The sequence below is a fragment of the Bacillus sp. SORGH_AS_0510 genome (assembly GCF_030818775.1).
GTDB lineage: Bacteria > Bacillota > Bacilli > Bacillales > Cytobacillaceae > Neobacillus.
Genome location: NZ_JAUTAU010000001.1, coordinates 682,428 through 706,361 on the forward strand (window position 1 = coordinate 682,428; position 23,934 = coordinate 706,361).

The window sequence follows — 23,934 nt, forward strand, 5'->3', positions numbered from 1 at the left end:
TTTAAGTATTATTCAGTTAGTTCAATTTCTCCGCTTGCCGATTCGAGTTTTATAAATGACTTATCTCCGCCGTCAGCTCCTGTATAGCCATGTAAGTTTTTAGATGATTTTTCTGTTTCGTACATATTTATATTTGTTGTAATCTTTCCGGAAGTTGTATTAGCATCTATATCATACCCATTTTCAGATTTAGCTAATTGAACGTTTATAGATCCAGACAATGTTTTAATCGAGCTTTTTCTTAAATTGTCTCCTCCGAATGATTTTAATGAAATATCACTGGAGTCACTATCTATGGTTACGTTTTCTGCATTAGAGATATTACCAGATATTTTTCCTGATTGGGAATGAATAGCTAAATGTTCCAGTTTTTCCTCAGGAATATAGACAGTAAGTGTAGCAGTTTTAAAGTTGATATAAGAGCCTTCTTTTACAGAAATGGTAAGTGTTTTACCCTTCTTTTTTGTTTCTAATTTATTTTTTTTATTTATTTCTACTTTAATTTCTGATTCATTTGTTCCCTTTACTTGTATATTATCTCCACTTGAATGGATGGCTACATTTTTAATTTCATTAGGTAAAAACTTTTTTACTTCCTCTTTATTATTATTATTATTATTATTAATAGAAGAACACCCAACTAAAGTAAATAATAAGGCAATCGCCATGTTTAGTTTTCTCATATTTTTTAACTCCCCTGTATTATATTATTGAACGCTTATTTCGTATGAAAAGTAGTATCAATAGAACGATCGAACACCCTAAATAAAATAGAGGATACCCATTAGACAATCCTAAGAAATCAAAATATGGAATGGAATTAATAGGACCTAGATACCAAAGAATTAGATAGATGATTTCAAACAGTCTCCTTGTTTTACTGAAATTACCGAGCGTAAGGCCTAACGAGCACATGAATGCTAAGCCAATGATCCAATAGATTAATAATTTAATTTGACCAAATCGCATAAATGTAATAAGTGCTCCACTTGAAATGATTGATGAAACAATAAATGCTGCTATCCATACTGAAAACCATTTTGTTAACTGTGAACAACTTGATTTTATAAATGCATCAATAGAATATTCTTTTTCTCTAGTCTCCATTTGAGACCAAATCGGAAGTGGTAAAATCATTAACAATGGCAACCATATCTTAGTAAGTTCAAATGAAGTTAAGATAGGAACTAAAGCCCCAGCTATTAAGATTAAATACCACCAAGCCGAAAATCCTTTAAGCATAATTAGTAGTTCAGCTTTTATTAACTTAAACAGTTGTCCACGTCTTTTAGAGGATAAGGGTGTTAAAACAACACTTTTATCAAACAATTTCGTTTGAGGTATGTTCTCCTTAATAGGCTCATTAGGGACAATTGTTTTTCTTGATTTTGAAAATGGCCTGAAAATGCTTGAAGATGCGAATATAATTATAAGTGAGAGAATAATCCAGATTACTCTCGTAATAACTATGTTTTCTTCAATTGTTATACCAGGCCAATTAAAAGTTTGGATAGCTGCTTCAATCGGATAATAACCAAAACTACCTGCCTTAGAAACTTCAATAAAATGATATTTTGATGCCGCTACTGTTGCCATATCATTCATAATTAGATGCATGCCAAAAAAATCCCATAAATGGTTTGGATTTGACACAGTTATTACACTTAACAAAATCCAAATGAAGAAATACATAATATTACCAAACGTACCTTTTAAGAAAGCGACTACGTCAAAAAGAATAGTTAGAGAGGATAAGAAACTAATTGATGGCAGTACGACTAATAGATAAGGTACTATATAGTCTGCTAAATGGATGAACCGATCTTCACCCCTAACTTCTTGCATAATAATAAAACTAATGATTAGGGTAATCGCAATTATATTTAATACGAAAAAATTAGCAACGAAATGGCTAAATAAATATTTTAACTTTTTAAATTGTGTAGTATGAATCAAATGAGTAACTTTTATTTGTTTATCTTCCGAAAATTTGTTTCTAAGCATAAAAAAACCAAATAACCATAGAAGTAGGACTGACAGCATGGCGACCATTCCACCAAGCCACGCAGAATTATAAATACCTCTTACGCCTCCAATATAAAATACCTCATATCCTGCTTTAGCAGATGGAACGCATAAATAACTAAAAAAAATAGATAAAGCAATCACAAGCAAGAAAGATGAACTACGTATATGCCTTGTTACATTCAGTCGTATAATTTGAATATAATTAGCCATTTGTTACACTCCTTTAGAATGAATTTTATATAAATAAGCATCTTCTAAAGAGGCAGATTTTGGTTGTGCTTTTTGATGGGGTGATGTATCGCAAATAATTCTGACATGAATGCCATTTTGTTGATGGAAAATACGACTTATTAAAAACTTTTCCTTTAGCTGTAGAATTTCTTCTGGAGATGAAAGAATAACTTCCCAAGTTTTACCGTTAACTGCTGTAATTAACTTTTGTGGATTAGCTTGAATAAGTAATTCGCCATGATTCATTATGAGAATGTTAGAAGCAATGGCTTCTACATCACTAACAATATGAGTAGATAGAATAATAACTGACTTTGAAGAGAGCGTAGATAATAGATTTTGAAATCTCATTCTTTCCTCAGGGTCTAGACCTACAGTTGGTTCATCTACAATAAGTAGTTCAGGATCATTTAATAGCGCTTGCGCAATACCTACTCGTTGTTTCATCCCTCCTGAATACGTTCCTAATAAACGCTTTCTATATGGGGAAAGATGTAAAGCCTCTAAGAGTTCGTCAATTCTTTTTCGAGCCAAATTTTTAGGAAGTCTTTTTAAAGCAGCCATATAGTCTAAAAATTCAAGTGCATTCATATTCGGATACACACCAAAATCTTGCGGTAAATAGCCAAGTTCTTTTCTAAGTGTGTCAGGGTTTTTCACAATATTTTTACCTTTCCAAAATATTTCTCCTTTTGAAGGTCTTTCGATGGTTGATAGCATTTTAAAAAAAGTAGATTTACCAGCCCCGTTTGGACCTAAAAGGCCATAAATTCCTGGAGATAGATCAATTGTTAAATCTCTGACTGCAATTTTATTTGAGAATTGTTTTGAAATATTTTTTATTTGTAATGCCATTTTGTTCCCTCCTGTTCTTACCAACATCATAAACATGAAAAGTAAAAACAAAGTAAACCGGGGACAAAATGTAGAAAAAATATTTACTATTCATAAAAAAATAAAAAAACAGCCAAAGTTGGCTGTTATCCTAATCCTATGTTTTAATAAATTAACCCAAAAGATAGAAAGGTAAGTCAAAGAATAAAATAATTCCTTATTCAACTACCGGGTGCAATGGTGGAGAACGAGGGTTGCTGCGGCAATCCTTTTTTTGTTATTGAGCTATAGGGGCAGATTAGTGAAAGAAGGAATAAATTTGAACTATCGAGAAATAAAGATGCAGAAGAATAAAGTGAAATGAGGTGTTTTTATAGAAAAGTTGCCTGTAAAGACGCTAATAAAGATAGAAGAAGACATTAAAAATAACGATTTAGGGAAAGCGAGGGATAGACTACACGGGTTAATATCAACCTATCCTGATGAATTAGAACTCCGTAAAAGATTAGGAGACATTTATTTTGAATTAAAATATCCTTCTATGGCTGGTCGATTCTGGTATCTAGAAGAAAACAAAACACCAGAAATGGTAAAAGCGTGTAATGATTTTGAAAAATCTATGGGAAATGATCCGAATAGAATAGTCAGGGCATTAAAGTATAAAGGTAATATAGATATCATAAAAAGATTAGAATTAGACCATGCGATTACCTCTATACAAAAAAAAGTGAAAGAAAAATTAACAGAAGAACCCGAGGATTCATTGGTAGATAAATTAGTTTCATATGGTTGTTTATCAATAATAGTATTAATAATTATCTTTACATTAATTGGAGTTTACACATTCTTCAAATGGATCTTTTGATTTAAATAGCGACACATTCAAACTAAAAGTAAAAGAGAGGGTTTTAAACAATCTAAAATCCCTCTCCATATCTGTTAACAAGCTTCGATTCTAATTGTCTGGATGGACTGGCAATCTACTATAAGAACTGATCCTGGTTCAGTCTCATTATCATTAAAGAACGCACAACAATTATTATTATCAAAGCTTACAAAAACTACATCTTCAAGTACAGTTCCACCTGAAAGGAACACATCTACTTCTGTACCTGTTTGTAATCTTCTTAGTTGATCACAAGCGCACCCATTGCATCGATTTGATTTATTGCTATCCTCCATACAACTTTTACTTTGGTGCTTATTGTGTTTTTTATTTTTTCCATGTTTATGATGTTTATCATGTTTCATTTTTGTATCACTCCTTTAGATTATTTTTAGAGAGGAGAAGTTAGTATCCTCCACCCATAAATGATGCACCGACAATTATTAATAGGATGAATAGGACAACGATTAATACAAAAGAACTACCGCCACCATAATTACTCATAATGAATCACCACCTTTTATTAGAGGTAGTACATGCTATGTTTGATTGTTTTTTCATGAAATGGACAAGTATGGAATTGTATCAAAAAACTGCATCTTATTGCATGCTTGGGTCATAATGTGAAGAAATGTACTTAAGCTCACGAAGCAGGTTAATGAAATTGATAAGATTAATATTAAGCGATAGTTTAGGATCTAAAAATATGAGGTGTGATTTTTAATGAAAATTACTGATTTGTGTGAAGCCTGTAAAATAAATGAAATAAATGTGGTAGAACCGTCCGAGGACCCCGATCAGCCTTATAAAGTATGCAGTCAATGTTACGAAAGGCTATTAAAATATTCATTACGGCCTATCGAATGGTACAATCTGGCAGTTGTCCATTCTCCTAAAAAATTTTTATTACACGATGATTTTTACGATGAAGACGGAGAGGCATGTCAACCAGAAGAAGATGTTATTGTAACTAAAAAAGACAAAGCACCAACTTTAAAAAATGTTCGAAATGATTTGGAATCTTTATTGGACTTTTCTTTAACCAGGTGGTTTCTTGAAGATGATGTGATAAAAGTCCTCAGTAAACACGATAACCTAATGACTTTAAGTTCGGTAAGAACCAGATTCTATGAAACAGAAAACTACGAAATTAAATCAAGACTGTTGGAAATTGTAGCTGATGTTTTAGGCAGCTCAGCTTCGGAATGGGTAAGAGAACTTTGGAAGAATTATGACGAGGATTTGCTATACCCAATTTCTTGGGCAACAGCTAGTAGTTTGCCAGTCGAAGAAGGATTAAATAATATATTTGGGAAATTAAAATTGGTTAGTGAAAAGGAATTGCCAATAACGGCTTTTACCTGCCTATACCGTTTCCGGTCGGGCAAAATACTTGATTGGATTGAGTCAACTTGCACAATTTTTAACGATAATTGGGGAAGGTTGGCAGCCGTATGCTTTCCAACTTGGGAAAGGATGAAATCTTGGCTAAACAAAGGAAGACCTTTAAGTTTAATTGCCCTGGATACAATGGCGAACTGTGTTAAAGGTTATGGTGACATTTATGTTGAGCAGTTTTCTCCTAAGATACTTGAAACAGACAAAAGTGAGGTTGATCAAGTATTAAATGACTATTTTCAAAAGGATGATGTTCCTCGTGTCAAAATGAAACTTTCTAGAATAATGGAGAACAAAAAAGAAATATTCGAGAAGGGTCGTTAAACGAGTTATTTTGTGAAGAACTGTACTTAAAGCGGGGCAAGTTATTCATTTATAGTGGGAATTCAGTTAGCATAGAAAATAATTAGAGGTTCACTAATTATAGGGGGTATTTTAATGGAGACAGAAATAAGGTTTAGGATGGCTACTGAAAAAGATTTAGATGCGATTGTTGCCATGCTTGCTGATGATGTTTTAGGGAGTAAACGCGAGCGGTATGAACTTCCACTTCCTACTAGTTACATAAAAGCATTCGAGGCTATTACCGCTGACCCTAATAACGAGTTAATAGTGGCTTGTGACGGCCAGGAAGTGATTGGGGTACAACAAATTACTTTTACTCCTTATTTAACACATCAAGGTGGGTGGAGAGCTACTATTGAAGGAGTGAGAACATCCACTTCTGTAAGAGGTAAGGGTGTGGGAACTAAACTCATACAATGGGCCATTCAACGGGCGGAAGAACGTGGGTGTCATTTAGTACAACTAACAACGGATAAAAAAAGACCAGATGCTTTACGTTTTTATGAAAAGTTAGGTTTTAAAGCTACGCATGAAGGGTTAAAGCTGAAGTTATAATGATTTTTATGAAACTGTCGGGTGTTTTTCCCAATAAAGCAAGGAGGCGTTTTAAATGACAACTTCCAATAAAAATTTAAGGACTTGTAACAAAGGGCATAAATATTATAAAAGTAGCGGATGTCCAACCTGTCCTATTTGTGAGCAGGAACGCAAGCCTGAGAATGGATTTCTTTCATTGCTTTCGGCACCAGCAAGACGAGCCTTGGAGAACAATGGTGTCACTTCTTTAAAGGAGTTATCTTCCTATAGTGAAAAAGAGATTTTGAAATTTCACGGAATGGGTCCAGCCTCTTTACCAAAACTTAGGGTTGCTTTGAAGGAAAGAGGGTTATCTTTTAAAAACTAGTGTTCTATCATTTCAATAAGTAATCATAGAATAAAGTAGTAATTACATATTGGTTGTCCATTGTTTTTACTTTGAAAGATTAACAGTGAGGAGAGTGGTTTTATGCAAGTTGTAGCCAAAATGTTTTTAGAACAACTCGACATGCATTGCTATGAGAATGAGTGGTTTGCGTCCATGGATCAAGCGCTTCAGGGAGTCACCGCAGCTGAGGCAGCATGGACAAGTTCGGGTAACAGCAATTCAATTTGGCAGATTGTCAATCACTTGATATTTTGGAATGAAGACGTGATCCATCGAATTATGGGCACAGAGAATCCGCATAAAGCAGAAAGCAATGAAGAAACCTTTGGAAATTCAGGGGATCCTGAAGACGAAATTGGCTGGGCCCAAACAGTGCAGCACCTTCAGGAAGTCATGAATAATTTAAAAACGGTCATTGCGGACCTTGACGATGAAAAGTTAACAGCTCCGTATGCACCTAACCGTTACTCTATTGAGCGTTTACTTAGCAATATCATGATGCACGATACATATCATGTCGGCCAAATTGTTCTGCTCAGAAAGTTGCAATCCTCTTGGAGCGGCGTTGATTGGTCTTAATGAAATGTTGATGCAGAATTTAAGTGAAAAAACACTGCGAACAGGCTTATAAATGAACCTGTTTGCAGTGCTTTTTTATTGTGCTTAAGTTTTCAGAAATGCTTGGGGGCTGATAGTATTCATTGATGATTTTCGTGTAGGTTTGCGGATACATAGGCGGAAAAATTCCGGTTAACTGCTCAAAATAAGACGAAATCCAATAGGTTTAGATAATATAAGCTGAAAAACTTCCCTTATTTTAATGGGAAATTGAGTATTTCCCAATTTAAACCGGAATTATTCCGTTTATTTTTCAAACATAGTGAATCAGCATTTAGTCTTAACAGAGCCTTAGCAAAAATAATTAGTTGTATATTATAATTAGTATTTTATGGTAAATTTGTATTATAGTAGGGAGGGGTATAATGTCAAAGGAAAAAATAATCAGTTTAATTATTGTGGGTTTTCTATTAGTTATATGTGGGCTTGTCATGATCTTTTCTAGTGTTAGTTTTGGAACATCTTCTGCCGAGTCTTGGCTAATGAATAATGGTGGGGCAGATACAACTATTTATCAGATCATCCTTAAAGGCTATATAAATAACTTTTTAGTAGCAGGAGGTATTATATTTGGGCTAGGTCTGATGGGAGTTATCCTATTCTCTCTTAAGTTTCTAAATATGAAGGAAGAAATATCTAGTAAAATGTAAAAAAAAAACCATGGGGACGGTTCTGGTGGTTTTTTTCAAAGCCGTCCCCGTGGTTTCCTGCTAAAGGGGGAAAATAAATGATTTTAGAAGCTGTAATGTTACAAGTTAAGCAGGGCATGGAAGGGGAATATGAGGTAGCATTTCGAGAGGCATCAAAAATCATTTCATCAATGAGCGGCTACATATCTCACGAATTACAACGATGTATGGAAGTTAAGGGGAAATATTTATTGTTGGTGAAGTGGGAGACATTAGATGACCATACAGTTGGATTTAGACAATCGAAAGAGTATCAAGAATGGAAAAAGCAATTACACCATTTCTATGACCCGTTCCCAATAGTTGAACACTTTGAGAATGTTCTATTTTAATAGGTTATGTAAATAAAGGGTTCAAGAGCTTAAGATCCGAGCTGCCATTTCGGCGGCTTTTCTTATTGTAGTATCGGAGCATGATAGTTGAAGAAGAAATACTCTTTGTCCTATCGGTAGCATATGTTTATACCGAAGGAGGTTTGTTAATGAAGAAATTATTAGTTGCGAATGTATTATTATTGTTTAGCCTAATTTATGTAATAGTTCGGGTTACACATAGCACATTATACCTTCCCAAACTTTCAATCGAAGCTGATAATCCGGTTAGTCTCCAGTGGAATGCCATTGCAATTGATACGGGAATAATAAAAAATAGTTCTGAATCTATTTATCTAATTTGGATGACACCAGTTAACTTATTGGTCTTAATTGCATTAGTTCTTAGCTTCTTAGCATTCAAAGAGAAAAGATAAAAAGAATTTTATGGAAGTAACAGGTGCAAGAGTTAAAGATGGGGATCGCTGCGGCGGTCTTTTGTGTGTCTGAAACATTTAACAGCAAGATGTATGTTTAAAGGGAGACTATGGTTTAGCTTAATTATATTTAATATAGTGCTGCCTGTGGTGAGTGCGGTTGAGCTGGAAGATGCACTCGGTATGGTGTGTATGTGTGGAATGCCAGGTGCTCCAAACCGAGGCTTGGAAATTTGGAATAATCCCCATTATTAAGTGCATGATAATAACAATTAATTGGTGGAGGTTATTGGTGTGCTTAACAAAAAAGAGAAGATAACATCATTATTTTGGATTGCTATACTTGGATTAATTTTAACAACAATATATACAATAATCCTTGGGATTTTAGGATATAGGACAATGAACAGGATTGACTATATTTACAAACAAAATAAACAAAGATCAAAAAATAGTTAATAAGAGTGACAGGTGAGTCACTCTTTATTTATTTTTAACTAACTGGCGATTGGGGATTCACCTTAATTAGCAATGAGGCCTATATTCTGGGGGGCAGAAACTCGTATGAAAAGGTTATTATTTAGGACCAAATAAGCCTGCATTATCAATAGAGGAATTCAAGGCACTTTCTTTGAAACCAGAAGAAAGAGTATTGATCTTCCAAGGCGAAGATGAGCGGAATGGAATTGTAAAATTTAATAAGGTGTTATCTCAAATGTATCATTGGTATGTGAGGATTATTGATTAGTATATTAATGGTTATTTCTTTAACGGATGGCAGAGTAAAAGTACGGGTTCGCTCGACGTTTTTTATTCTTATTCTATTAACAACGCAAGTTAGCTAAATAAAAAGTTTAGGTAAATATTTTTTTAACGGAGAAGGTTAGTTCGCTTCTTTTTTTTAAATGTAAAGAAGTCCTATTATTCTAAAAAAAACATACAATAAATTAACAATTATTAGGAAGTGAAATATAGATGAAAAAATTTGTACTACCTCTTCTAATCTTATTTATGAGTGGACTTTATATCTTTTGTATACCCGAAAATCCTACACCTCTAAAAGTAACTTTTAAGCTTATCCCTATGGTTTTAATCATTATATATGCATTCCAATTTTGCAATACTAAAGCTAAACCCACACAATGGATCATTCTAAGTGGATTGTTTATTTGTATGTTGGGAGATGGCTTAATTGCAGGTTCTTTTATCTTTGGATTAGCTGCATTTTTAGTAGGGCATTTATTTTACCTATTTGGATTCATTAGAGTATGGAAGTTTTCTAAACCACGATTTGCAATGTTCATTCTGATTTTGGGATACTCTTTCTTAATAAGTAATGAACTGGTCAATGCTATAGCGGAAAATGGAAACAGCAAACTCGTCATTCCTGTTATTGCTTATGTTATAGTTATTTCTTTAATGGCCTGGTCGGCCATTATGACAGGTAATAAATGGGCAATTGGGGGAAGTATTTTATTTGTCCTATCTGATTCTATATTATCATGGAATATGTTTGTATCTAATGTTCCACAATCGAGTTTACTTATTATGTCTACTTATTACACGGCTCAGTTTTTAATTGCTCATAGCCTCGGTAGCTTATTAAATAATTCCAGTAAATAAGCTCTTTTCCTTCAGTTTAGCTGCTTTTTAAGCGGCTTTTTTTCTTGAACTAAAGGGAAAGGTTTGTATGTTGAATCTTGGAGTATATATATGTGTATGAAAAATGTTACCAATTAATAATTATGAACCTGATTACGAAAGATATACTAAAAGGTCAGCATGACTGCGGCAATCCTTTCTATTCATAAAAAGAGGGGATGAATGGACAAACAGCTTGATAACAGTGGAATTTTAATGATTATGTTAGCGAAAAGAAATTGAACATAATGTTACATTTTTTCTGAATTAGTTTGTGAATTATTATTCTTAAAGTAACGGATGCGATAACCAAGAAGCATTGTCGTCTTATTGAACAAACGGGGCATGTTAATTGAAGAAGGAAGATAAATAAACATAGTCGAATAATACATATACTCATAAATATAGGATTGAAAACAGGGAGAAGTGTCTGAATGAAAAATAGTAAAGATACAGCAAGTTCTTTGAAGGTGTACAGAACTTCAAGGATATTATTAGCAGTTTCAGCAATATTTTTAATAACAGATTTACCTTTGTTATGGGGATCGGCTTTATTTGCCGTATGTTTTTTTGGTTTTGAATTTTTATATGGAACAGTTTCAAAAAGTGCAGGATTTATATTTTCAGTAGTCACTCTTTTTGTAATACTAGTGTATTTTTTTGCTACTGGCAAACTCCTTACATAATAAATTTGTGAATAAATACGCTTAAACAAACGGGGGCGTTGATCCAGGAAGGATTAACCGCCTTTTTATTGAATTCCTTATTAAGCAAACGAAGCAGTTTGGCAGAACAAGAAATAATACAATAAAAGGAATTATATCTCTTTTGGAGGCTTTAAATGTTCGATAGATTTTGCAAAACATTTGATGTAAAATTCAAAAATTATGAAACAGAGCTACACGGGAACCACCTAGCTATATTGGAACGGTCGTCTGGTGCAGTGACATTTATGAAGGAGTTTCAGGGTCAAACCTTTAAAGATGGTTTGTATAGAGTACATATAGCAAGTGAACTAGATAAATGGAATCACATTGTATATGAAGCATTTCCAGTCTATACAAATAAGGTTTTCTGCTTTTCTTATGATTGGCTAGGGAGACACTTTGCATTAGATTTTACAAGAATGAGTGAAGGCGAACCGATGATATTGATGCTTGAGCCTGGTACTGGTGAAGCACTTGAAATTCCTTCAACTTTTCCAACTTTTCACGAAGAGGAATTGGTTGAATATCCAGATGCAGCTTTAGCTATTGATTTCTTTAATGATTGGAAAAAGGAGAACAGCAAGTCCTTAGATCGTAGCAATTGTGTTGGGTACAAGCTGCCTTTATTCTTAGGTGGTGAAGATGAAATAAGTAACTTAGAGGTATCAGATATGGAAGTTTATTGGGGAGTTATGGGGCAATTGAACAAACGATTATTTTAGATTTCTTATTAAAAGAACGGTACAAGAGTTGAATGCCAACTGCCATTGTAGTCAGCTTTTCTTTTGTGCTAACTGGGCAGCATAGTTTAAGTGAAATAATTCACAAGGTAAAAAATCTATATTAATGGTGACATATATCACGTGGAGTAACAAAAAAAGTTAATAAAAGAAACTTCTAGCTAATGCTGTTTTTTTGAAAACATTATAACTGCCTCGTGTAAATGCATAAATATTACATTTACATAAAAACTATTAGAAAAACGAAGGGGCTTTGATAATGGATTATATTAAGCTTACTAGCACAGATATTGCTGCACTTTGGAAAACGCATATTCAAGGTACAGCCGAAAGATGTTTTCTTCAACATTTTTTACAATACCTTCAAGATGAGGAAATAAAATCAATTGTTGAAGAAGCCAAGGCTCTGGTTGATACTATAATCGGTAAAATTGAAGGAATTCTTGAAAAGGAAAACTTCCCCATACCAAAGGGTTTTTCAGATAAAGATGTTGATTTATACGCACCCGCCCTATTCACAGACTTATTTGCACTAAGTTTCGTGTATCGTGGTGGACAAGTAAAAATGCCACATTTTACTAATACTCTCTCAAAGGTATCTAGGTTAGACATTTTTGAGTTTTTGAAAGAATGTCTATACGGGGAGACTGAATTACACAAAAAAGCATTTGCTCTTATGTTGTCAAAAGGCTTATATGATGCACCTCCGAAGATGGAATATCCAAAAACTATTGAGTTTGTTCAGCATGAACCTACCTTAATAAACTCATGGTTTGGAGAGAAAAGACCAATAAACTGTATGGAAATGGCTGAGCTTTTTCAAGATATTGAAAGAAATGCTACTGGTTTAGTTCTTTTAAAGGGATTAATACAGGTATCAAAAAATAAGGAAATAAAAGAGTATTTATTAAAAGGGAAAAACCTAGCTGAAAATCAAATAAAAACATTTAATAAGTTGCTGGATGAAAATGATAATTTCATTGGAACTCCAGTACCATTAGAGGTTACAAATTCAACAATCTCGCCGTTTTCTGAAAAACTAATAATGTTTTTCGTTAGTTCTGCAAACTCAATCGCTATTTCTACACTTGGAGATGCTTTGTCAGTGTCGTTGAGAAAGGATATAGCAGCAACTTTTACTCTCTTCTTTATGGAAGTAATGAAATACGGCGACGAAGGTCTTAAACTTATGATTAAACGAGGTTGGTTGGAACAGCCCCCACAACCGATTGATAGAAGAGGATTTTATCAATAAGCTTCCAAGTTAGGAGGTGATAAATTATAAGGGGATAGAAGAATGTGAATAAGGCAATTGAAAATCTATTATGGAGTATTACCTGGAATAATAGTAGGTCTTTGCATAACAACATTCATATAGAGGTTTATTTAAAAGGTTGTTAAGGCTTCAGGAAAGAAGAATAGTCGCTCTTACGCATGAAAATGTACAGTTAACAAGGACAATTAAAGTTCTGATTAAATAAAAGTCCAAAAGCCAATGCTTTCGGACTTTCAGACTTTTCCTTCATGTATTTGCTTCCGGAGTTGGACGGCCGTCAGTAATTTATAACCTCTTAACTTTGGTATCATTTTTTCGAGCAGTGCAACCGCCTCATCCTTTTTCCCATCATAAACGGCCTGATCTACTTCCAGCATGTTTAATAGGAACGCGTCATTTATCTTCTCTTTATATTGTTTGATAGAATCGGCGTCCTCTTCCTGAATAGCGATATCCGCCATCATGTACCACTTGGTCTTATGTACACTCATTTTCGCAAGGAGATCTTTTGCTTTTCCGTACTCTTTTCTTTCCCTTAAGAGCATCAATTCGGAGTGTTGTTTCGCTTTTTTTGAGCGGATTTTGCCAATTCCTTGTTCTGCCGCCGACAGGTCCCCTTGAAGAAAATGGTACAGGAATTGCATTTGCGGCGCTTTTGATTTTTTTAGGTACGCCACCATCTTTTCGGGATCCTTTCCAAATACAAGCGGGTTTCGGATGAAAAAGAAAACAATCATAACCACCAATACGCCATACATAATCCAAATCGGAACCTGGAAAAATCCCATTACTAAAGCGAAAATAAAAACTAGCAACAAAAGCCAAATCATAGCCATCCTCCGTCAACGGGTTTTATTCTTATTTTACCACAATGTTTTTTAGCAGCTCTGTTAAAAAAAGGAATATAAATGAAATTGGTAGAATAAGTGAATTTAGTATAAATCTTAACGTCTAGATATTAACAAGTGGAGAATGTCTATGGGAACTAACGAAGTAAAAGGTTTTAACAAAAATAAGCGCGGGGGGTAAAAATATGAAACAATTGGGGACGCTATACTTTTTTTGTGGAAAAATGGGAGCTGGAAAATCAACTAAATCCAAACAATGGGCTATTGATAAACATGCGGTACTGTTATCTGAGGATGAATGGCTTTCATCTCTTTATCCCAATCAAATTGCATCATTTGAGGACTATCTAAAATTCTCAGCGCAGCTCAAACCGTTGGTGAAAAAGCATGTCCAAAACATATTAAGTGTGGGTACAGATGTAGTGATGGATTTTCCAGGTAACACTAAAAAACTGCGAAAGTGGTTTGTGGATTTGGCGTCAGAGGTCAATGCAAGCCATCAACTCATTTTCCTTAATCTAACTAACGAGCAATGCTTACGTCAAATTGCACAAAGGCGTATCGAACAACCTGAAAGAGAAGCTTTTGACACGGAAGCAGTGTTTATTCATGTTACTAAATTTTTTGAAGCACCAGACACATCTGAGGGTTTAAATATTTTAGAGATTAGCAGAAAAGAATAACAAAAAATGATTATATGAAAAAAGTTGGTGAACAGTATGGAAAATGATTTTGTCTTTTTGAATATATGTTGTACACCTGAATGGAAACATATTTTCAGTTCGATTCTTAACCATTGCGACCAGTTTGAAGTTGTATTCCCCGATGGAGAATTTGATATAGAAAATCCCTTAATGGGTGGAAAGTTCGAGTTTGAAAAGTTAGAAGGGACTTTTGTTAAACCCTGGGATGGAATGGAAAACAGTATAAGTATTTTTGGAGAGCTAACCAGTCTTTCAAGGAGGATATTTTACAAATTAGAGGAACCTTCTTTTGAGGGGCTTAAACCCGAACTGTGGTGTTTCAAGTTATTTAAAAATGGAACCTTATTTCTATCTGTTGAGGATTTCTCTGTTTGCCTTTTGAAAAAAAATCAGGAAGTGATTTCGTTATTAATAGATAAAGGAGAAGGGATTGAATAGGTTTTTAATACTGGAACCCTCGGTAAGCTAAAGGGGGGTAAGAGTTTAACAATGAGGTGCAGAAGCAGCTCATTTTCTTTTTGTGCTTACGAAACAGGTTAATTTAACAAGGATAATGAAATATCGGCCAAAAGAAGACCCTTGAGAATTAGTAAAATCAAGGGTCTTAACCATAAATCCTAGTTATGAACTTTTTCTAGGGCTAGTTTTACACCAAAACCTATAAGTATCGTACCTGTGATTCCTTCAATAACCTTTTTCGTTTTAGGTCTTTTCATAAAAGCACTAATACGGTTAATTAAGGCGACATAAAGTAAAAACCACACGGCAGTCAATACAGTATAAGTGACACCCATTATAATAAACGGTAAAAAGGTACTGCTTTCAGAGTTAACGAATTGAGGGAAAAAGGTTAAGAATAAGATAGCAACTTTGGGATTAAGTATATCTGTAAGGAACCCTTGTTTAAAACAAGATGTGCTCTTTAGCTGTTTTTTTGTCTCCACTTCAACATTTTCTCCTGTTTCATTCTTTTTCTTCAAAGACCATAATGCTTTAACACCCAGATAAAGTAAGTAAACAGCACCTATGTATTTAAAGATAGAAAACACTAATGCTGATTTCATAATGACTGCTGAAAGTCCTAATACAGCCGCGGTGGTATGGATACAAAGAGCACAACAAGTACCTAAAGCTGTTTTAAACCCACCGATTTTACCATCTGAAATAGTATTACTTGTAACAATAGCAGTATCGGGACCAGGTAAAATAATTAAAAAAACACACAACATAACAAACGCGTAAAAGTTTATCAAATTAACAGCTCCTTTCCAATTATAATAATGGTCAGAATTCTTAAACAGTATTATATAGTAGTTCCGTATTTGTTTGAATACTAAATTTTTATGATTAAATCCATGTTGAACTAATAAGGGCTTTTGTTAAGGATGATGATCGCTGCGGCGGTCATTTTTTTCTTGTTAAATTAACGGCAGTTTAGTTGAATAAGGATTCAATACCAAAGATTGATATATTCCAACAAAAGATCGAACTGTGTTATTTTTATAATATGAGTGTCTATGGTAGAAACATAAGAAAGGTGTGCAGAAGGGTGAATAAAAGAATATTTTTGATATTATTTACTGTGCTTTTAATATTTGTATTTGTGGGTTGCGGAAAAATCACTGAACATACTTCGCCAAAAAATGTGCAATCCGAAGCGAGTACGGCTTCTAAGACAGTTGACGCCAATAAGAGTGCATCTGCCATTGACACAGATAAACCAACGAGTGAAAGTGAATCCAACAAAAGTGTTCCTGCATCTAGCACTACAAAGGCAACAGGTACAACGGACGGATTTGATTACAGCAAATATACCCTAATTGTAGTAAACGGCGGGGATATGTCAGGATATAGAAAGCCGAATGTCAAAGTAGATGTCGGATTTGGCGATCGGGAATATTGGGCGTATACAAATGAATACGGTCAGTTAATCCGTGTCGAGGCGAAGAATATAACACTCCAAAATCCGGATACAGAACATGTTTTATCGTCTGGGAGATACTATGCTGATGAAGCAAGGGTTCCAGGTACAGAGAGTCCAGAATTAGATCAAGGGCATGTGATTGCTGACTCACTTGGGGGAGTGTCAAACGCTTATAACATTACACCTCAGGACAGCATTCTCAATAGGCACGGGGATCAAGCTTATATGGAAAAAGTGATTCGAGATGCAGGAGGTTGTACTGATTTCGTAGCAGTGATTCAATATCCAAATACTCAGACTCAAATTCCTAACCATTATAAATTCACATACAAAATTCAAGGCAGATCCATTACAGATGAATTTGACAATGTAAACCCAGATGAAGTGAACAAGAATTTAGGAAAAACGACAGGGACGAGCAGTACGCCGCCGAAAACAGACAATGTTCCAGCAAACGAAACGGTAAGTAGTAATGAAGATATTAGTAAGGTGGATACCAATCATAATGGAAAAGTTACGATCGCTGAAGCCAAGGCTGCTGGCTTTAAAATGCCAATTACCCGCGATTCATGGCTTTATAAATATATGGATGATCGAGATGGTGATGGCTTAGTAGGTGAATAAATGGGGTTATCATTGCCATGCGATTATGGAGCGCCTTTTTTAGTAGACCTTTCTAAGGTATTGAATTATGAATGATCCCATCTCAAATAACGAGATGGGATTTAATCAATGATCGCTGCGGCGATCATTTTTTTGTGGTGCTAACGGAGTAGCTTTGTTGAAGGAAAGATCATAGGACTCTTTTCAAAGAACAAGAATATACATTAAATGCACTTTTAAAGGAAAAAGTTTAGTTCGGAGAAGTTATTATGTTCAGCAAATTAATTGCAAAGAATTTCAGAAATGTGATGTGTACTAGGGTTTACTATTAGTAAAAGTATAATAGAAGAACACCACATGGGACAAATCAATGTCCAGAGTATAGATCGGCAAGGGACCACAATTGATATACTACTCCCGCTAAAAAATCACCCAAAAGTTCATGATTAGTTTTCAAAAAATTCATGATAAAATAACAATAAATGGAGGGGATATTTTTGAAAACGTTTGAGGAAAAATTAAAAAGCTATGCAGAATTGGTTGTAAAAGTGGGATTAAACGTTCAACCGAACCAAATCCTTTATGTACGAGCTAGTGTGGATACGATTCCGTTTGCTAGAGCTGTCGCTCGCGAGGCTTACAATGCAGGTGCAAAAAATGTGTATGTGGACTATAGTGATCCTGAAATCACACTCTCACGCTATTTGAGAGCATCAGATGATGTTTTTACAGAGTTTCCTGAATGGGAGCGAATTCAACGTGAGAAGTTGATTGATAAGGATGCGGCCTTTTTATTTATCGTTTCCGACAATCCGGATTTATTGTCCAAAGCTGATCCTAATCGTATTGCGAATTACCAAAAAGTAAGCGGAGAAGCCATGGTAAAATGGCGGGAGCAGCATGATGATGTTAGTTGGGTCATCTGTGCCGCTCCAAGTCAAGGCTGGGCAAATAAGGTTTTTCCAGGAGAAACAAATAGCTTGGACAAACTTTGGGAGGCAATCTTCAGTTCAGTACGTATAGGGGAAGTGGAACCTGTACAAGCATGGAAAGATCATATTGAAAACTTGCTCCAAAAGTCTACCTATCTGAATGAAAAGAAATATAAGAAGTTACATTACAAAGCTGAAGGCACAGATCTAACGGTTGAGCTTCATCCCCTACATCTATGGAAAAGTGGTGGTAGCCAAAATCGACATGGTGTTCCATTCGTTGCCAATATGCCAACTGAGGAAGTATTCACTTCGCCCTTACGTTCAGGTGTGAATGGTTTCGTTTCGAGTAAAAAACCACTTAGCTATGCAGGTAATTTAATTGATGAGTTCAAATTAACTTTTGAAAATGGTCGGATTGTTGAAATGACAGCTAAGAAGGGTGAAGAAGTATTAAAGAACCTAGTAGAAACAGATGAAGGCTCCCATTATCTTGGTGAAATAGCCCTGGTTCCACATGATTCTCCTATTTCTAACACAAACGTACTGTTCCTAAATACATTATTTGATGAAAATGCTGCAAACCATTTAGCCTTAGGATTCGGTTTCCCTAACTGTATTGAAGGTGGAGAGAAAATGACGAAGGAGCAGCGTGAGGAAGTAGAACTTAATTCGAGCATCACTCATGTTGATTTCATGATTGGTTGTGCGGATATGGATATTGATGGTGAATTACCTGATGGTACACGTGAACCAATCTTCCGTAAAGGGAATTGGGCTTTCTAATTGATTTTGTTGGAAACCCCTTATTCTTTCGTGCATAAGGGAAAGCGCCCTTACAATCCGAACATGCTTTGTTTCGAGGTATGAGCATAATATATTCATTTAGATAATCCACTCTATAAAACGTGGTCAAAATTAAAAAGGTATATTCTTCTTCTGTCTGAGAGGATGCTAACTTGACATGGCTGAGGTCGGGGATTCAGCTTCATCGGAGATTCATTAAATGAGGCCCAAATTCTTAGTATAAAAGTTTGGGCCTTTTCTTATCATTAATGTGTATAATGTTCCTAAAAATAATTATACTGTGCTTGCTACTCTATTAAGGTTCACATCATTAATTAATCCACTTCTGGATTAAGAATCTGCACGTGGATATTTGGTTCAATTAATAATCTAGGATAATCCTTACTCCAATTCAAAGACTTCCATATGTCCGGATAAAATGTCTTTAATTGCTTTCCGACACCAAGAACATCACAATTTGCCTTTTGTAAAGTCTCAATCGTTTCCATTGCCCTTACTTCCATATGGTCCCCCAGTTTTTTTTCCATTCGATTTACGTAATTAGTGTTAAGGTTTTGAATGGTCTTGCCAAGTTCGAATACATTAATTTGCAACTCAACACTGATTTTGATTTTTGGCAATTTCCCTAATTGAGGGTGGATGGAGATCTTCGAATCCGATTTTTTGACGGAAAATCCGTATTCCATGCCTTTATCGTTATTTTTTTCAGGAAAATTTCCTGTAAATGGTTGCCTACCTACGTTCCTTCCTTTCAACAACATCAACAATCGGACTTGGTCTTTATCAAGCTCCTTACCAGTGTTTTTACCTTGACGAAATAATAGTGCGCCGCATAATATCATCCCCGGTTTGGTTTGTTTTAATAAAGGCAAAGCAATATCTCCAAAAGGATCATTTCGTGATAGGATTAATTGCATCATGGTAACGTCTTCTGCAATTCCGTTCTTTTCTAATGATGAAACAAATTGGTATACAACTTTTGAAAAATCCTTATTAGTGCTTAGATTATTTTTAAAGAGCTGTGACATGTTCCCTTCATCTAATACAACTACAGGAGTATTGATGGAAGTATAGGGTGCTTTTAGTAAAAAAGCAAGCTCTTGAACAGGATCATGCGTTGCAAATCTCTTGCTTAAAAAATAGACTCCTGTGTTGATAGCTATGAAAGGACCCTGGTCGGAAAAATTTCCTTGTCCGACCGCTTCGACCAGACTATGTCCTTTAAGCTCTGTTATCTCTGATTTTTGCTCTCCGCCTCCTTGACCGGCATGTTTAAGTTCCGTGATAATATACTGTAGGACGACATCACCACTCTTTTCATCCACATCAAAGCCTGCCATATTTATTAACCGAAGAGTTTTCAGTGGCATCCGATCCCAACAGCCAGTCAAGAGAAGCAACAATAAAATTCCAATTGCTGCTTTTTTCATCTACTCGCAACCTTTCCTCGTGCTAAAGAAATTAGAAAAAGAATTGTGGGCACTATCGCAACCATAATAGCAGTAGCTGTATTATGATAGTTGGAAAATCGAAACAACCATTGCCGGTTGTGTCCCCATAATCCTATTACGAAGCAAATAATGGCCAAAATCCATACCAAAAGAGTATGGTTACGGATTTCTTTGTTTCCGACGAATGCCAGATAACGAGCAGACAGAAACAAATAAACATAAACTGTTACCGTTGTCACAGACAACCAAATCGTCATAAATAGAATATCAAGGCTTTGAACTATCGGCCATCTGAATTTACGGAGAATGAACACCATCGGCTCAGGAATGGAGTTCAATAGGTTTTCACCAAAATTATACGTCACAATCACCGACATCAACACGTAAAAAAAGGTCGTAAATCCATTAGCGACCGACATTGCAATGATGATATCCTTCTTCTTACTGCATTTTATGAATGGAAAAACGTACAGGAGAAGCTCATATCCGGCATACGCCCAAAATGCAGGAAGAGAATCCTGTAAAATATTCTGGAAGCGGTGAGAACCGATTGGCAGAAGATGCCGCCAGTCCCCTTTTCCTAGTCCACTAATAACTATGATTACAAAGCTAATCAAATACATAATTACAATGGACTGAGTGATAGTAGCTATTGAGCGTAGTGTAGATGTAGCGATATAGGCGGCAACTGCAATCGATATTCCAATAATCACGAACCATGGGGTATTAAATAACACCCACCGGTCGAGAACATCCGAGTATGAGACCACAACCATAAGGCTAGATTCTGCGCAGTAAGCAGCAAATAAGAAGTTCAGAACCGAGCCTATCCACTTTCCGGTGATTGTAGAAATGTACTGGGGCAACGGCCGAAAAGCATATCTTTTACCAAGGAGATAAATGAATAAAATAACTACCTGAGCGATTACTCCACCAATCAATATAGACATCCAAGAATCATGGCCCGAATGGCGGGATTCAGGGTAAGGGATTGAAATAACATGAGCCCCTACTTGTGTAAGAATCACGAGGCAAAAAAGCTGGTTAATAGAAATCTTTTGTAAGTGTATCATTCGTTCTTCCCCTTTAAATCTCCTATTCTTGTCTTATCTTGCACCATACTTTCTTTTGGGCGATTTTTCAGGCTCCTGATTGGTCCTCTGAAAAGCGTATCCTTAATTGTATTGGCGCTGAGCCCTGAGTAAAAGTAGGGAATGCCCATTGTGTTCATACGGGCCAAATGGGTTAGCGCCAAGAGGTATGAAATCTCCAAACCGATTAGCCCGAAGACAGATGCCATGACTATGATTGGGTATGTTAATAATCTCCCAGCACTGCTCATCTCATAGGATGGATTAATAAATGAAGCAATACCTGTGAGAGCTACTACGATAACCATCATATTGGAAATCAGATTGGACTGAACAACAACCGTCCCGATAACAATACCACCGACAACACCAATCGTCTGACCTACAGGGCTTGGAAGACGGATGGTCGCTTCCCGCAATATTTCGAGTATAATCAACATTGTGAGTGCTTCGAGTACGGGAGGAAGCGCAACAAATTTCATAGAGCTTTGCAGCGTCAGTGAAATATCGAACGGAATAATACGGGGGTCGAAAGTGACGAGTGCCACGTAAGCGCCGGGAAGGCTTATTCCTAAAATAAAGCACATGATTCGAAGAAACCGTATGGCACTGCCAAACAGCCATCCGTTTTGGTAATCATCTGGGCTTTGAAAGAACGCCCAGAACGATACCGGAATGATTAGGCAATCAGGTGAACCGTCTGTCAAAATTCCGATTTTTCCATCCATAAGGTAAGATTTTACCCTGTCTGGTCTTTCTGTTACAAGCATTTTCGGAAACAGTGAGAATTTCTTATCTTGAATCAATTCTTGAAGAAAACCAGGTGCTTCAACATAATCAATATCAATGCTATTAATTCTCCGTTCGAACTCATTTAAGACATCTTCGTTTGCAAGCGAACGTATATAAAGGATGGCGACCCTAGTATTAGATCTTTGACCAAGTTGATGATATTTTACAACTAGATCAGTGGTTGCGATCTTTTTCCTCATTAAATTTAAATTCGTATTTAAATTTTCTATTAATGCTTCGTGTGAACCGCGAAGCACTCTTTCATTCACTGGAATGTTTACCGATCTTTCTTTTTTAAGATCGCTATCGAGTAAATAGAGACGGGGCTCACCGTCAATTTGAACCACTGTCTTTCCTTCAATCAGAGCATTTGCAGCAACCGATAGAAGGTCTGTTTCTTCATATTCCAAAATGGAAACTGCTTCAGGAATGCTATCGTCTATATTGTGAAGCAAAGGGCGGATAATATGTTCCTGCACCACGGCTAACTCAATCATTGTAGATAAATAGAAAAGCCGATAATGTCGGTAACCTGCTGTAAAATTGCTCGATTTAAAGTCGGAGCTATTGCAAAGTATTTCTAGCAACCCCTTTTCGTTTATGTCTAGAGATTGGTCGGCTTTCAATAGTGTTCCTCTTTTCTCCAAAACGGAAAGTTTACCCTATTTTACCCGTAATTTCTTAGCATATTCCGTACTCAATGGAAGTTTTGAGGGAACTGCATCTATTGACCAATTACCTAATACATGGTTTAAGAGCATCCATTTCACCTTTTGATACCAATAAAAAGAATGTTTTGTTTTTAAACAAACGAAGAGCTAATCGATTCTATCTAAATCAATTAGCTCTTCTATTTATAGACCTGAAATCCGTAAGTACTCTTCTAGCGTAATTCCACGACTTTGTATATTACTTGAAATATTTCCAACATAACGTAGGTGCCAAGGTTCATATTTATAACCTGTTATTGATTCTTTTCCTTTTGGATACCGTATGATAAACCCATACTTTTGACTATTCTTCTTCAACCAAGCAGCTTCTTTTGTATTAGCAAAACAAGAAGCAGCAGCACATTTTCCTGAACTCCCGCTGACATCAATGGCTAAACCTGTTTGATGTTCACTTGACCCTGGAACTGCACTATATGTTTGAGCTTTTTCATAACCATCTCGTTTTACATATCTGTTGAATAAGGCTTGTTGTGTTTTATAAGAGCGATAGGCAGAAACTCCACTTAAATATATTTTATCTTTTTTGGCAGCAGCAAACATTTTTTCTAAGGCTACTGCTGCTTCCCGTCGCATTTTACGTTTTTCTACTTTTTCTTTAAATATAAAAGGAACATTAGGATAAATTAACCCCTTAGGTACATAGTTAGCAGGCATATAATATCTTTTATTTACAACTACAGCTATCGATTCAGGATAAGGTGTCAACTTTGTTTTGCTTGAACTGGTCGAATTCTTTTTAGTGATTTTTTTAGTAGATGTATTACTAAATATTTTTTGGGGATTTTTATTATCAGTTTTATTTGCTGGTGCCATCTTTTTAACTGGTGGATTTTCCTTTTCACTGTTTATATTTTGATATGTTGAATCTTTAAGATTTTTATCGTTATTACAACCAATCAGACCAAATATTAAAAAAATAATTAGAGATATATTAATACTGAACTTATGCACGTCGTTACCCCCTCTAAAATCATCTGATTATATG

At 35.5% G+C, this 23,934-nt stretch carries 27 protein-coding genes; 16 read left to right on the forward strand and 11 right to left on the reverse strand.

What is annotated here, in order from left to right; genetic code table 11:
- Nucleotides 1–8: 8 nt before the first annotated feature.
- From QE429_RS03600 to QE429_RS03610, 3 genes are read right to left on the reverse strand one after another with little or no spacing between them, the layout of a single operon-like run.
- Nucleotides 9–683 (reverse strand): DUF4097 family beta strand repeat-containing protein, encoded by a 675-nt coding sequence (locus QE429_RS03600; protein WP_307284172.1) that lies wholly within the window; start codon nt 681–683, stop codon nt 9–11.
- Between the two features lie 19 nt (nt 684–702).
- Nucleotides 703–2,238, reverse strand: coding sequence for a hypothetical protein (locus tag QE429_RS03605; RefSeq protein WP_307284175.1), 1,536 nt, complete (start codon nt 2,236–2,238; stop codon nt 703–705).
- 3 nt (nt 2,239–2,241) lie between these two features.
- Entirely contained in the window at nt 2,242–3,114 is an 873-nt protein-coding gene (locus QE429_RS03610; protein WP_307284178.1) for an ABC transporter ATP-binding protein, read from the reverse strand.
- A gap of 361 nt (nt 3,115–3,475) precedes the next feature.
- Here QE429_RS03610 and QE429_RS03615 point away from each other — a divergent pair, with 361 nt between their 5' ends.
- Nucleotides 3,476–3,958, forward strand: a complete 483-nt coding sequence (locus QE429_RS03615) for a DUF6584 family protein (protein WP_307284180.1) — start codon at nt 3,476–3,478, stop codon at nt 3,956–3,958.
- Between the two features lie 74 nt (nt 3,959–4,032).
- Here QE429_RS03615 and QE429_RS03620 read toward each other — a convergent pair whose 3' ends face one another.
- Nucleotides 4,033–4,275, reverse strand: coding sequence for a hydrolase (locus QE429_RS03620; protein ID WP_307290719.1), 243 nt, complete (start codon nt 4,273–4,275; stop codon nt 4,033–4,035).
- A 109-nt stretch (nt 4,276–4,384) separates the two neighbouring features.
- Nucleotides 4,385–4,483 carry a YjcZ family sporulation protein gene (locus QE429_RS03625; protein WP_307284183.1) on the reverse strand — a complete coding sequence of 33 codons (99 nt, stop codon included), beginning with the start codon at nt 4,481–4,483 and terminating at the stop codon, nt 4,385–4,387.
- A 219-nt stretch (nt 4,484–4,702) separates the two neighbouring features.
- Between QE429_RS03625 and QE429_RS03630 the strand changes: the two genes are divergently transcribed.
- The 11 genes from QE429_RS03630 to QE429_RS03680 all read left to right on the forward strand — a co-directional run bounded on the left by QE429_RS03630 (nt 4,703) and on the right by QE429_RS03680 (nt 13,045).
- Nucleotides 4,703–5,701, forward strand: coding sequence for a zinc-binding metallopeptidase family protein (locus QE429_RS03630; protein WP_307284186.1), 999 nt, complete (start codon nt 4,703–4,705; stop codon nt 5,699–5,701).
- A gap of 114 nt (nt 5,702–5,815) precedes the next feature.
- Nucleotides 5,816–6,277: a GNAT family N-acetyltransferase gene (locus tag QE429_RS03635; protein ID WP_307284188.1), complete on the forward strand. Its 462-nt coding sequence runs from the start codon at nt 5,816–5,818 to the stop codon at nt 6,275–6,277.
- A 55-nt stretch (nt 6,278–6,332) separates the two neighbouring features.
- Nucleotides 6,333–6,626 (forward strand): RNA polymerase alpha subunit C-terminal domain-containing protein, encoded by a 294-nt coding sequence (locus QE429_RS03640; protein WP_307284190.1) that lies wholly within the window; start codon nt 6,333–6,335, stop codon nt 6,624–6,626.
- A gap of 102 nt (nt 6,627–6,728) precedes the next feature.
- Nucleotides 6,729–7,226: a DinB family protein gene (locus QE429_RS03645; RefSeq protein ID WP_307284192.1), complete on the forward strand. Its 498-nt coding sequence runs from the start codon at nt 6,729–6,731 to the stop codon at nt 7,224–7,226.
- Between the two features lie 404 nt (nt 7,227–7,630).
- Nucleotides 7,631–7,915 (forward strand): hypothetical protein, encoded by a 285-nt coding sequence (locus QE429_RS03650; RefSeq protein WP_307284194.1) that lies wholly within the window; start codon nt 7,631–7,633, stop codon nt 7,913–7,915.
- A gap of 77 nt (nt 7,916–7,992) precedes the next feature.
- Nucleotides 7,993–8,286: an antibiotic biosynthesis monooxygenase family protein gene (locus QE429_RS03655; RefSeq protein ID WP_307284196.1), complete on the forward strand. Its 294-nt coding sequence runs from the start codon at nt 7,993–7,995 to the stop codon at nt 8,284–8,286.
- 149 nt (nt 8,287–8,435) lie between these two features.
- On the forward strand, nt 8,436–8,702 hold the full coding sequence (locus tag QE429_RS03660; protein WP_307284198.1) for a hypothetical protein: 267 nt from the start codon (nt 8,436–8,438) through the stop codon (nt 8,700–8,702).
- Nucleotides 8,703–9,677: 975 nt separating this feature from the next.
- Nucleotides 9,678–10,325: a lysoplasmalogenase gene (locus QE429_RS03665; RefSeq protein WP_307284200.1), complete on the forward strand. Its 648-nt coding sequence runs from the start codon at nt 9,678–9,680 to the stop codon at nt 10,323–10,325.
- A 452-nt stretch (nt 10,326–10,777) separates the two neighbouring features.
- Nucleotides 10,778–11,029, forward strand: a complete 252-nt coding sequence (locus QE429_RS03670) for a hypothetical protein (RefSeq protein ID WP_307284203.1) — start codon at nt 10,778–10,780, stop codon at nt 11,027–11,029.
- Nucleotides 11,030–11,184: 155 nt separating this feature from the next.
- Complete coding sequence (locus QE429_RS03675) at nt 11,185–11,772, forward strand: T6SS immunity protein Tdi1 domain-containing protein (protein ID WP_307284205.1); 588 nt, start codon at nt 11,185–11,187, stop codon at nt 11,770–11,772.
- A gap of 277 nt (nt 11,773–12,049) precedes the next feature.
- Nucleotides 12,050–13,045 (forward strand): DUF3231 family protein, encoded by a 996-nt coding sequence (locus QE429_RS03680; protein ID WP_307284207.1) that lies wholly within the window; start codon nt 12,050–12,052, stop codon nt 13,043–13,045.
- A 254-nt stretch (nt 13,046–13,299) separates the two neighbouring features.
- On the opposite strand, the gene QE429_RS03685 is transcribed toward QE429_RS03680, so the two are convergent.
- The gene (locus QE429_RS03685) at nt 13,300–13,896 is read right to left on the reverse strand and encodes a hypothetical protein (RefSeq protein ID WP_307284210.1); all 597 of its coding nucleotides are present in this window, start codon (nt 13,894–13,896) and stop codon (nt 13,300–13,302) included.
- 203 nt (nt 13,897–14,099) lie between these two features.
- Between QE429_RS03685 and QE429_RS03690 the strand changes: the two genes are divergently transcribed.
- On the forward strand, nt 14,100–14,597 hold the full coding sequence (locus QE429_RS03690; RefSeq protein ID WP_307284211.1) for a P-loop nucleotide/nucleoside kinase family protein: 498 nt from the start codon (nt 14,100–14,102) through the stop codon (nt 14,595–14,597).
- A 36-nt stretch (nt 14,598–14,633) separates the two neighbouring features.
- Nucleotides 14,634–15,056: a hypothetical protein gene (locus QE429_RS03695; RefSeq protein ID WP_307284214.1), complete on the forward strand. Its 423-nt coding sequence runs from the start codon at nt 14,634–14,636 to the stop codon at nt 15,054–15,056.
- Nucleotides 15,057–15,235: 179 nt separating this feature from the next.
- On the opposite strand, the gene QE429_RS03700 is transcribed toward QE429_RS03695, so the two are convergent.
- Nucleotides 15,236–15,871 carry a LysE family translocator gene (locus QE429_RS03700; RefSeq protein ID WP_307284215.1) on the reverse strand — a complete coding sequence of 212 codons (636 nt, stop codon included), beginning with the start codon at nt 15,869–15,871 and terminating at the stop codon, nt 15,236–15,238.
- Nucleotides 15,872–16,167: 296 nt separating this feature from the next.
- Here QE429_RS03700 and QE429_RS03705 point away from each other — a divergent pair, with 296 nt between their 5' ends.
- Both QE429_RS03705 and QE429_RS03710 read left to right on the forward strand, forming a co-directional pair.
- Nucleotides 16,168–17,166 (forward strand): DNA/RNA non-specific endonuclease, encoded by a 999-nt coding sequence (locus QE429_RS03705; protein WP_307284218.1) that lies wholly within the window; start codon nt 16,168–16,170, stop codon nt 17,164–17,166.
- Nucleotides 17,167–17,642: 476 nt separating this feature from the next.
- The gene (locus QE429_RS03710) at nt 17,643–18,863 is read left to right on the forward strand and encodes an aminopeptidase (protein ID WP_307284220.1); all 1,221 of its coding nucleotides are present in this window, start codon (nt 17,643–17,645) and stop codon (nt 18,861–18,863) included.
- Nucleotides 18,864–19,198: 335 nt separating this feature from the next.
- Here QE429_RS03710 and QE429_RS03715 read toward each other — a convergent pair whose 3' ends face one another.
- From QE429_RS03715 to QE429_RS03730, 4 genes are all read right to left on the reverse strand, one after another.
- On the reverse strand, nt 19,199–20,314 hold the full coding sequence (locus QE429_RS03715; protein ID WP_307284223.1) for a Ger(x)C family spore germination protein: 1,116 nt from the start codon (nt 20,312–20,314) through the stop codon (nt 19,199–19,201).
- Nucleotides 20,311–21,408: a GerAB/ArcD/ProY family transporter gene (locus QE429_RS03720; RefSeq protein WP_307284226.1), complete on the reverse strand. Its 1,098-nt coding sequence runs from the start codon at nt 21,406–21,408 to the stop codon at nt 20,311–20,313. The genes QE429_RS03715 and QE429_RS03720 overlap by 4 nt, the downstream gene beginning before the upstream one ends.
- A complete protein-coding gene (locus QE429_RS03725) occupies nt 21,405–22,844 on the reverse strand; it encodes a spore germination protein (RefSeq protein WP_307284229.1) in 1,440 nt (479 codons plus the stop codon). The genes QE429_RS03720 and QE429_RS03725 overlap by 4 nt, the downstream gene beginning before the upstream one ends.
- A gap of 228 nt (nt 22,845–23,072) precedes the next feature.
- A complete protein-coding gene (locus QE429_RS03730; RefSeq protein WP_307284233.1) occupies nt 23,073–23,900 on the reverse strand; it encodes a M15 family metallopeptidase in 828 nt (275 codons plus the stop codon).
- Nucleotides 23,901–23,934: the final 34 nt, after the last annotated feature.

Bases quoted from the DNA above. Each gene is read 5' to 3' on its own strand.
- QE429_RS03600 (WP_307284172.1), bottom strand. From the start codon at position 683: ATGAGAAAACTAAACATGGCGATTGCCTTATTATTTACTTTAGTTGGG.
- QE429_RS03605 (WP_307284175.1), bottom strand. From the start codon at position 2,238: ATGGCTAATTATATTCAAATTATACGACTGAATGTAACAAGGCATATA.
- QE429_RS03610 (WP_307284178.1), bottom strand. From the start codon at position 3,114: ATGGCATTACAAATAAAAAATATTTCAAAACAATTCTCAAATAAAATT.
- QE429_RS03620 (WP_307290719.1), bottom strand. From the start codon at position 4,275: ATGGAGGATAGCAATAAATCAAATCGATGCAATGGGTGCGCTTGTGAT.
- QE429_RS03625 (WP_307284183.1), bottom strand. From the start codon at position 4,483: ATGAGTAATTATGGTGGCGGTAGTTCTTTTGTATTAATCGTTGTCCTA.
- QE429_RS03630 (WP_307284186.1), top strand. From the start codon at position 4,703: ATGAAAATTACTGATTTGTGTGAAGCCTGTAAAATAAATGAAATAAAT.
- QE429_RS03635 (WP_307284188.1), top strand. From the start codon at position 5,816: ATGGAGACAGAAATAAGGTTTAGGATGGCTACTGAAAAAGATTTAGAT.
- QE429_RS03640 (WP_307284190.1), top strand. From the start codon at position 6,333: ATGACAACTTCCAATAAAAATTTAAGGACTTGTAACAAAGGGCATAAA.
- QE429_RS03645 (WP_307284192.1), top strand. From the start codon at position 6,729: ATGCAAGTTGTAGCCAAAATGTTTTTAGAACAACTCGACATGCATTGC.
- QE429_RS03650 (WP_307284194.1), top strand. From the start codon at position 7,631: ATGTCAAAGGAAAAAATAATCAGTTTAATTATTGTGGGTTTTCTATTA.
- QE429_RS03655 (WP_307284196.1), top strand. From the start codon at position 7,993: ATGATTTTAGAAGCTGTAATGTTACAAGTTAAGCAGGGCATGGAAGGG.
- QE429_RS03660 (WP_307284198.1), top strand. From the start codon at position 8,436: ATGAAGAAATTATTAGTTGCGAATGTATTATTATTGTTTAGCCTAATT.
- QE429_RS03665 (WP_307284200.1), top strand. From the start codon at position 9,678: ATGAAAAAATTTGTACTACCTCTTCTAATCTTATTTATGAGTGGACTT.
- QE429_RS03670 (WP_307284203.1), top strand. From the start codon at position 10,778: ATGAAAAATAGTAAAGATACAGCAAGTTCTTTGAAGGTGTACAGAACT.
- QE429_RS03675 (WP_307284205.1), top strand. From the start codon at position 11,185: ATGTTCGATAGATTTTGCAAAACATTTGATGTAAAATTCAAAAATTAT.
- QE429_RS03680 (WP_307284207.1), top strand. From the start codon at position 12,050: ATGGATTATATTAAGCTTACTAGCACAGATATTGCTGCACTTTGGAAA.
- QE429_RS03685 (WP_307284210.1), bottom strand. From the start codon at position 13,896: ATGATTTGGCTTTTGTTGCTAGTTTTTATTTTCGCTTTAGTAATGGGA.
- QE429_RS03690 (WP_307284211.1), top strand. From the start codon at position 14,100: ATGAAACAATTGGGGACGCTATACTTTTTTTGTGGAAAAATGGGAGCT.
- QE429_RS03695 (WP_307284214.1), top strand. From the start codon at position 14,634: ATGGAAAATGATTTTGTCTTTTTGAATATATGTTGTACACCTGAATGG.
- QE429_RS03715 (WP_307284223.1), bottom strand. From the start codon at position 20,314: ATGAAAAAAGCAGCAATTGGAATTTTATTGTTGCTTCTCTTGACTGGC.
- QE429_RS03720 (WP_307284226.1), bottom strand. From the start codon at position 21,408: ATGATACACTTACAAAAGATTTCTATTAACCAGCTTTTTTGCCTCGTG.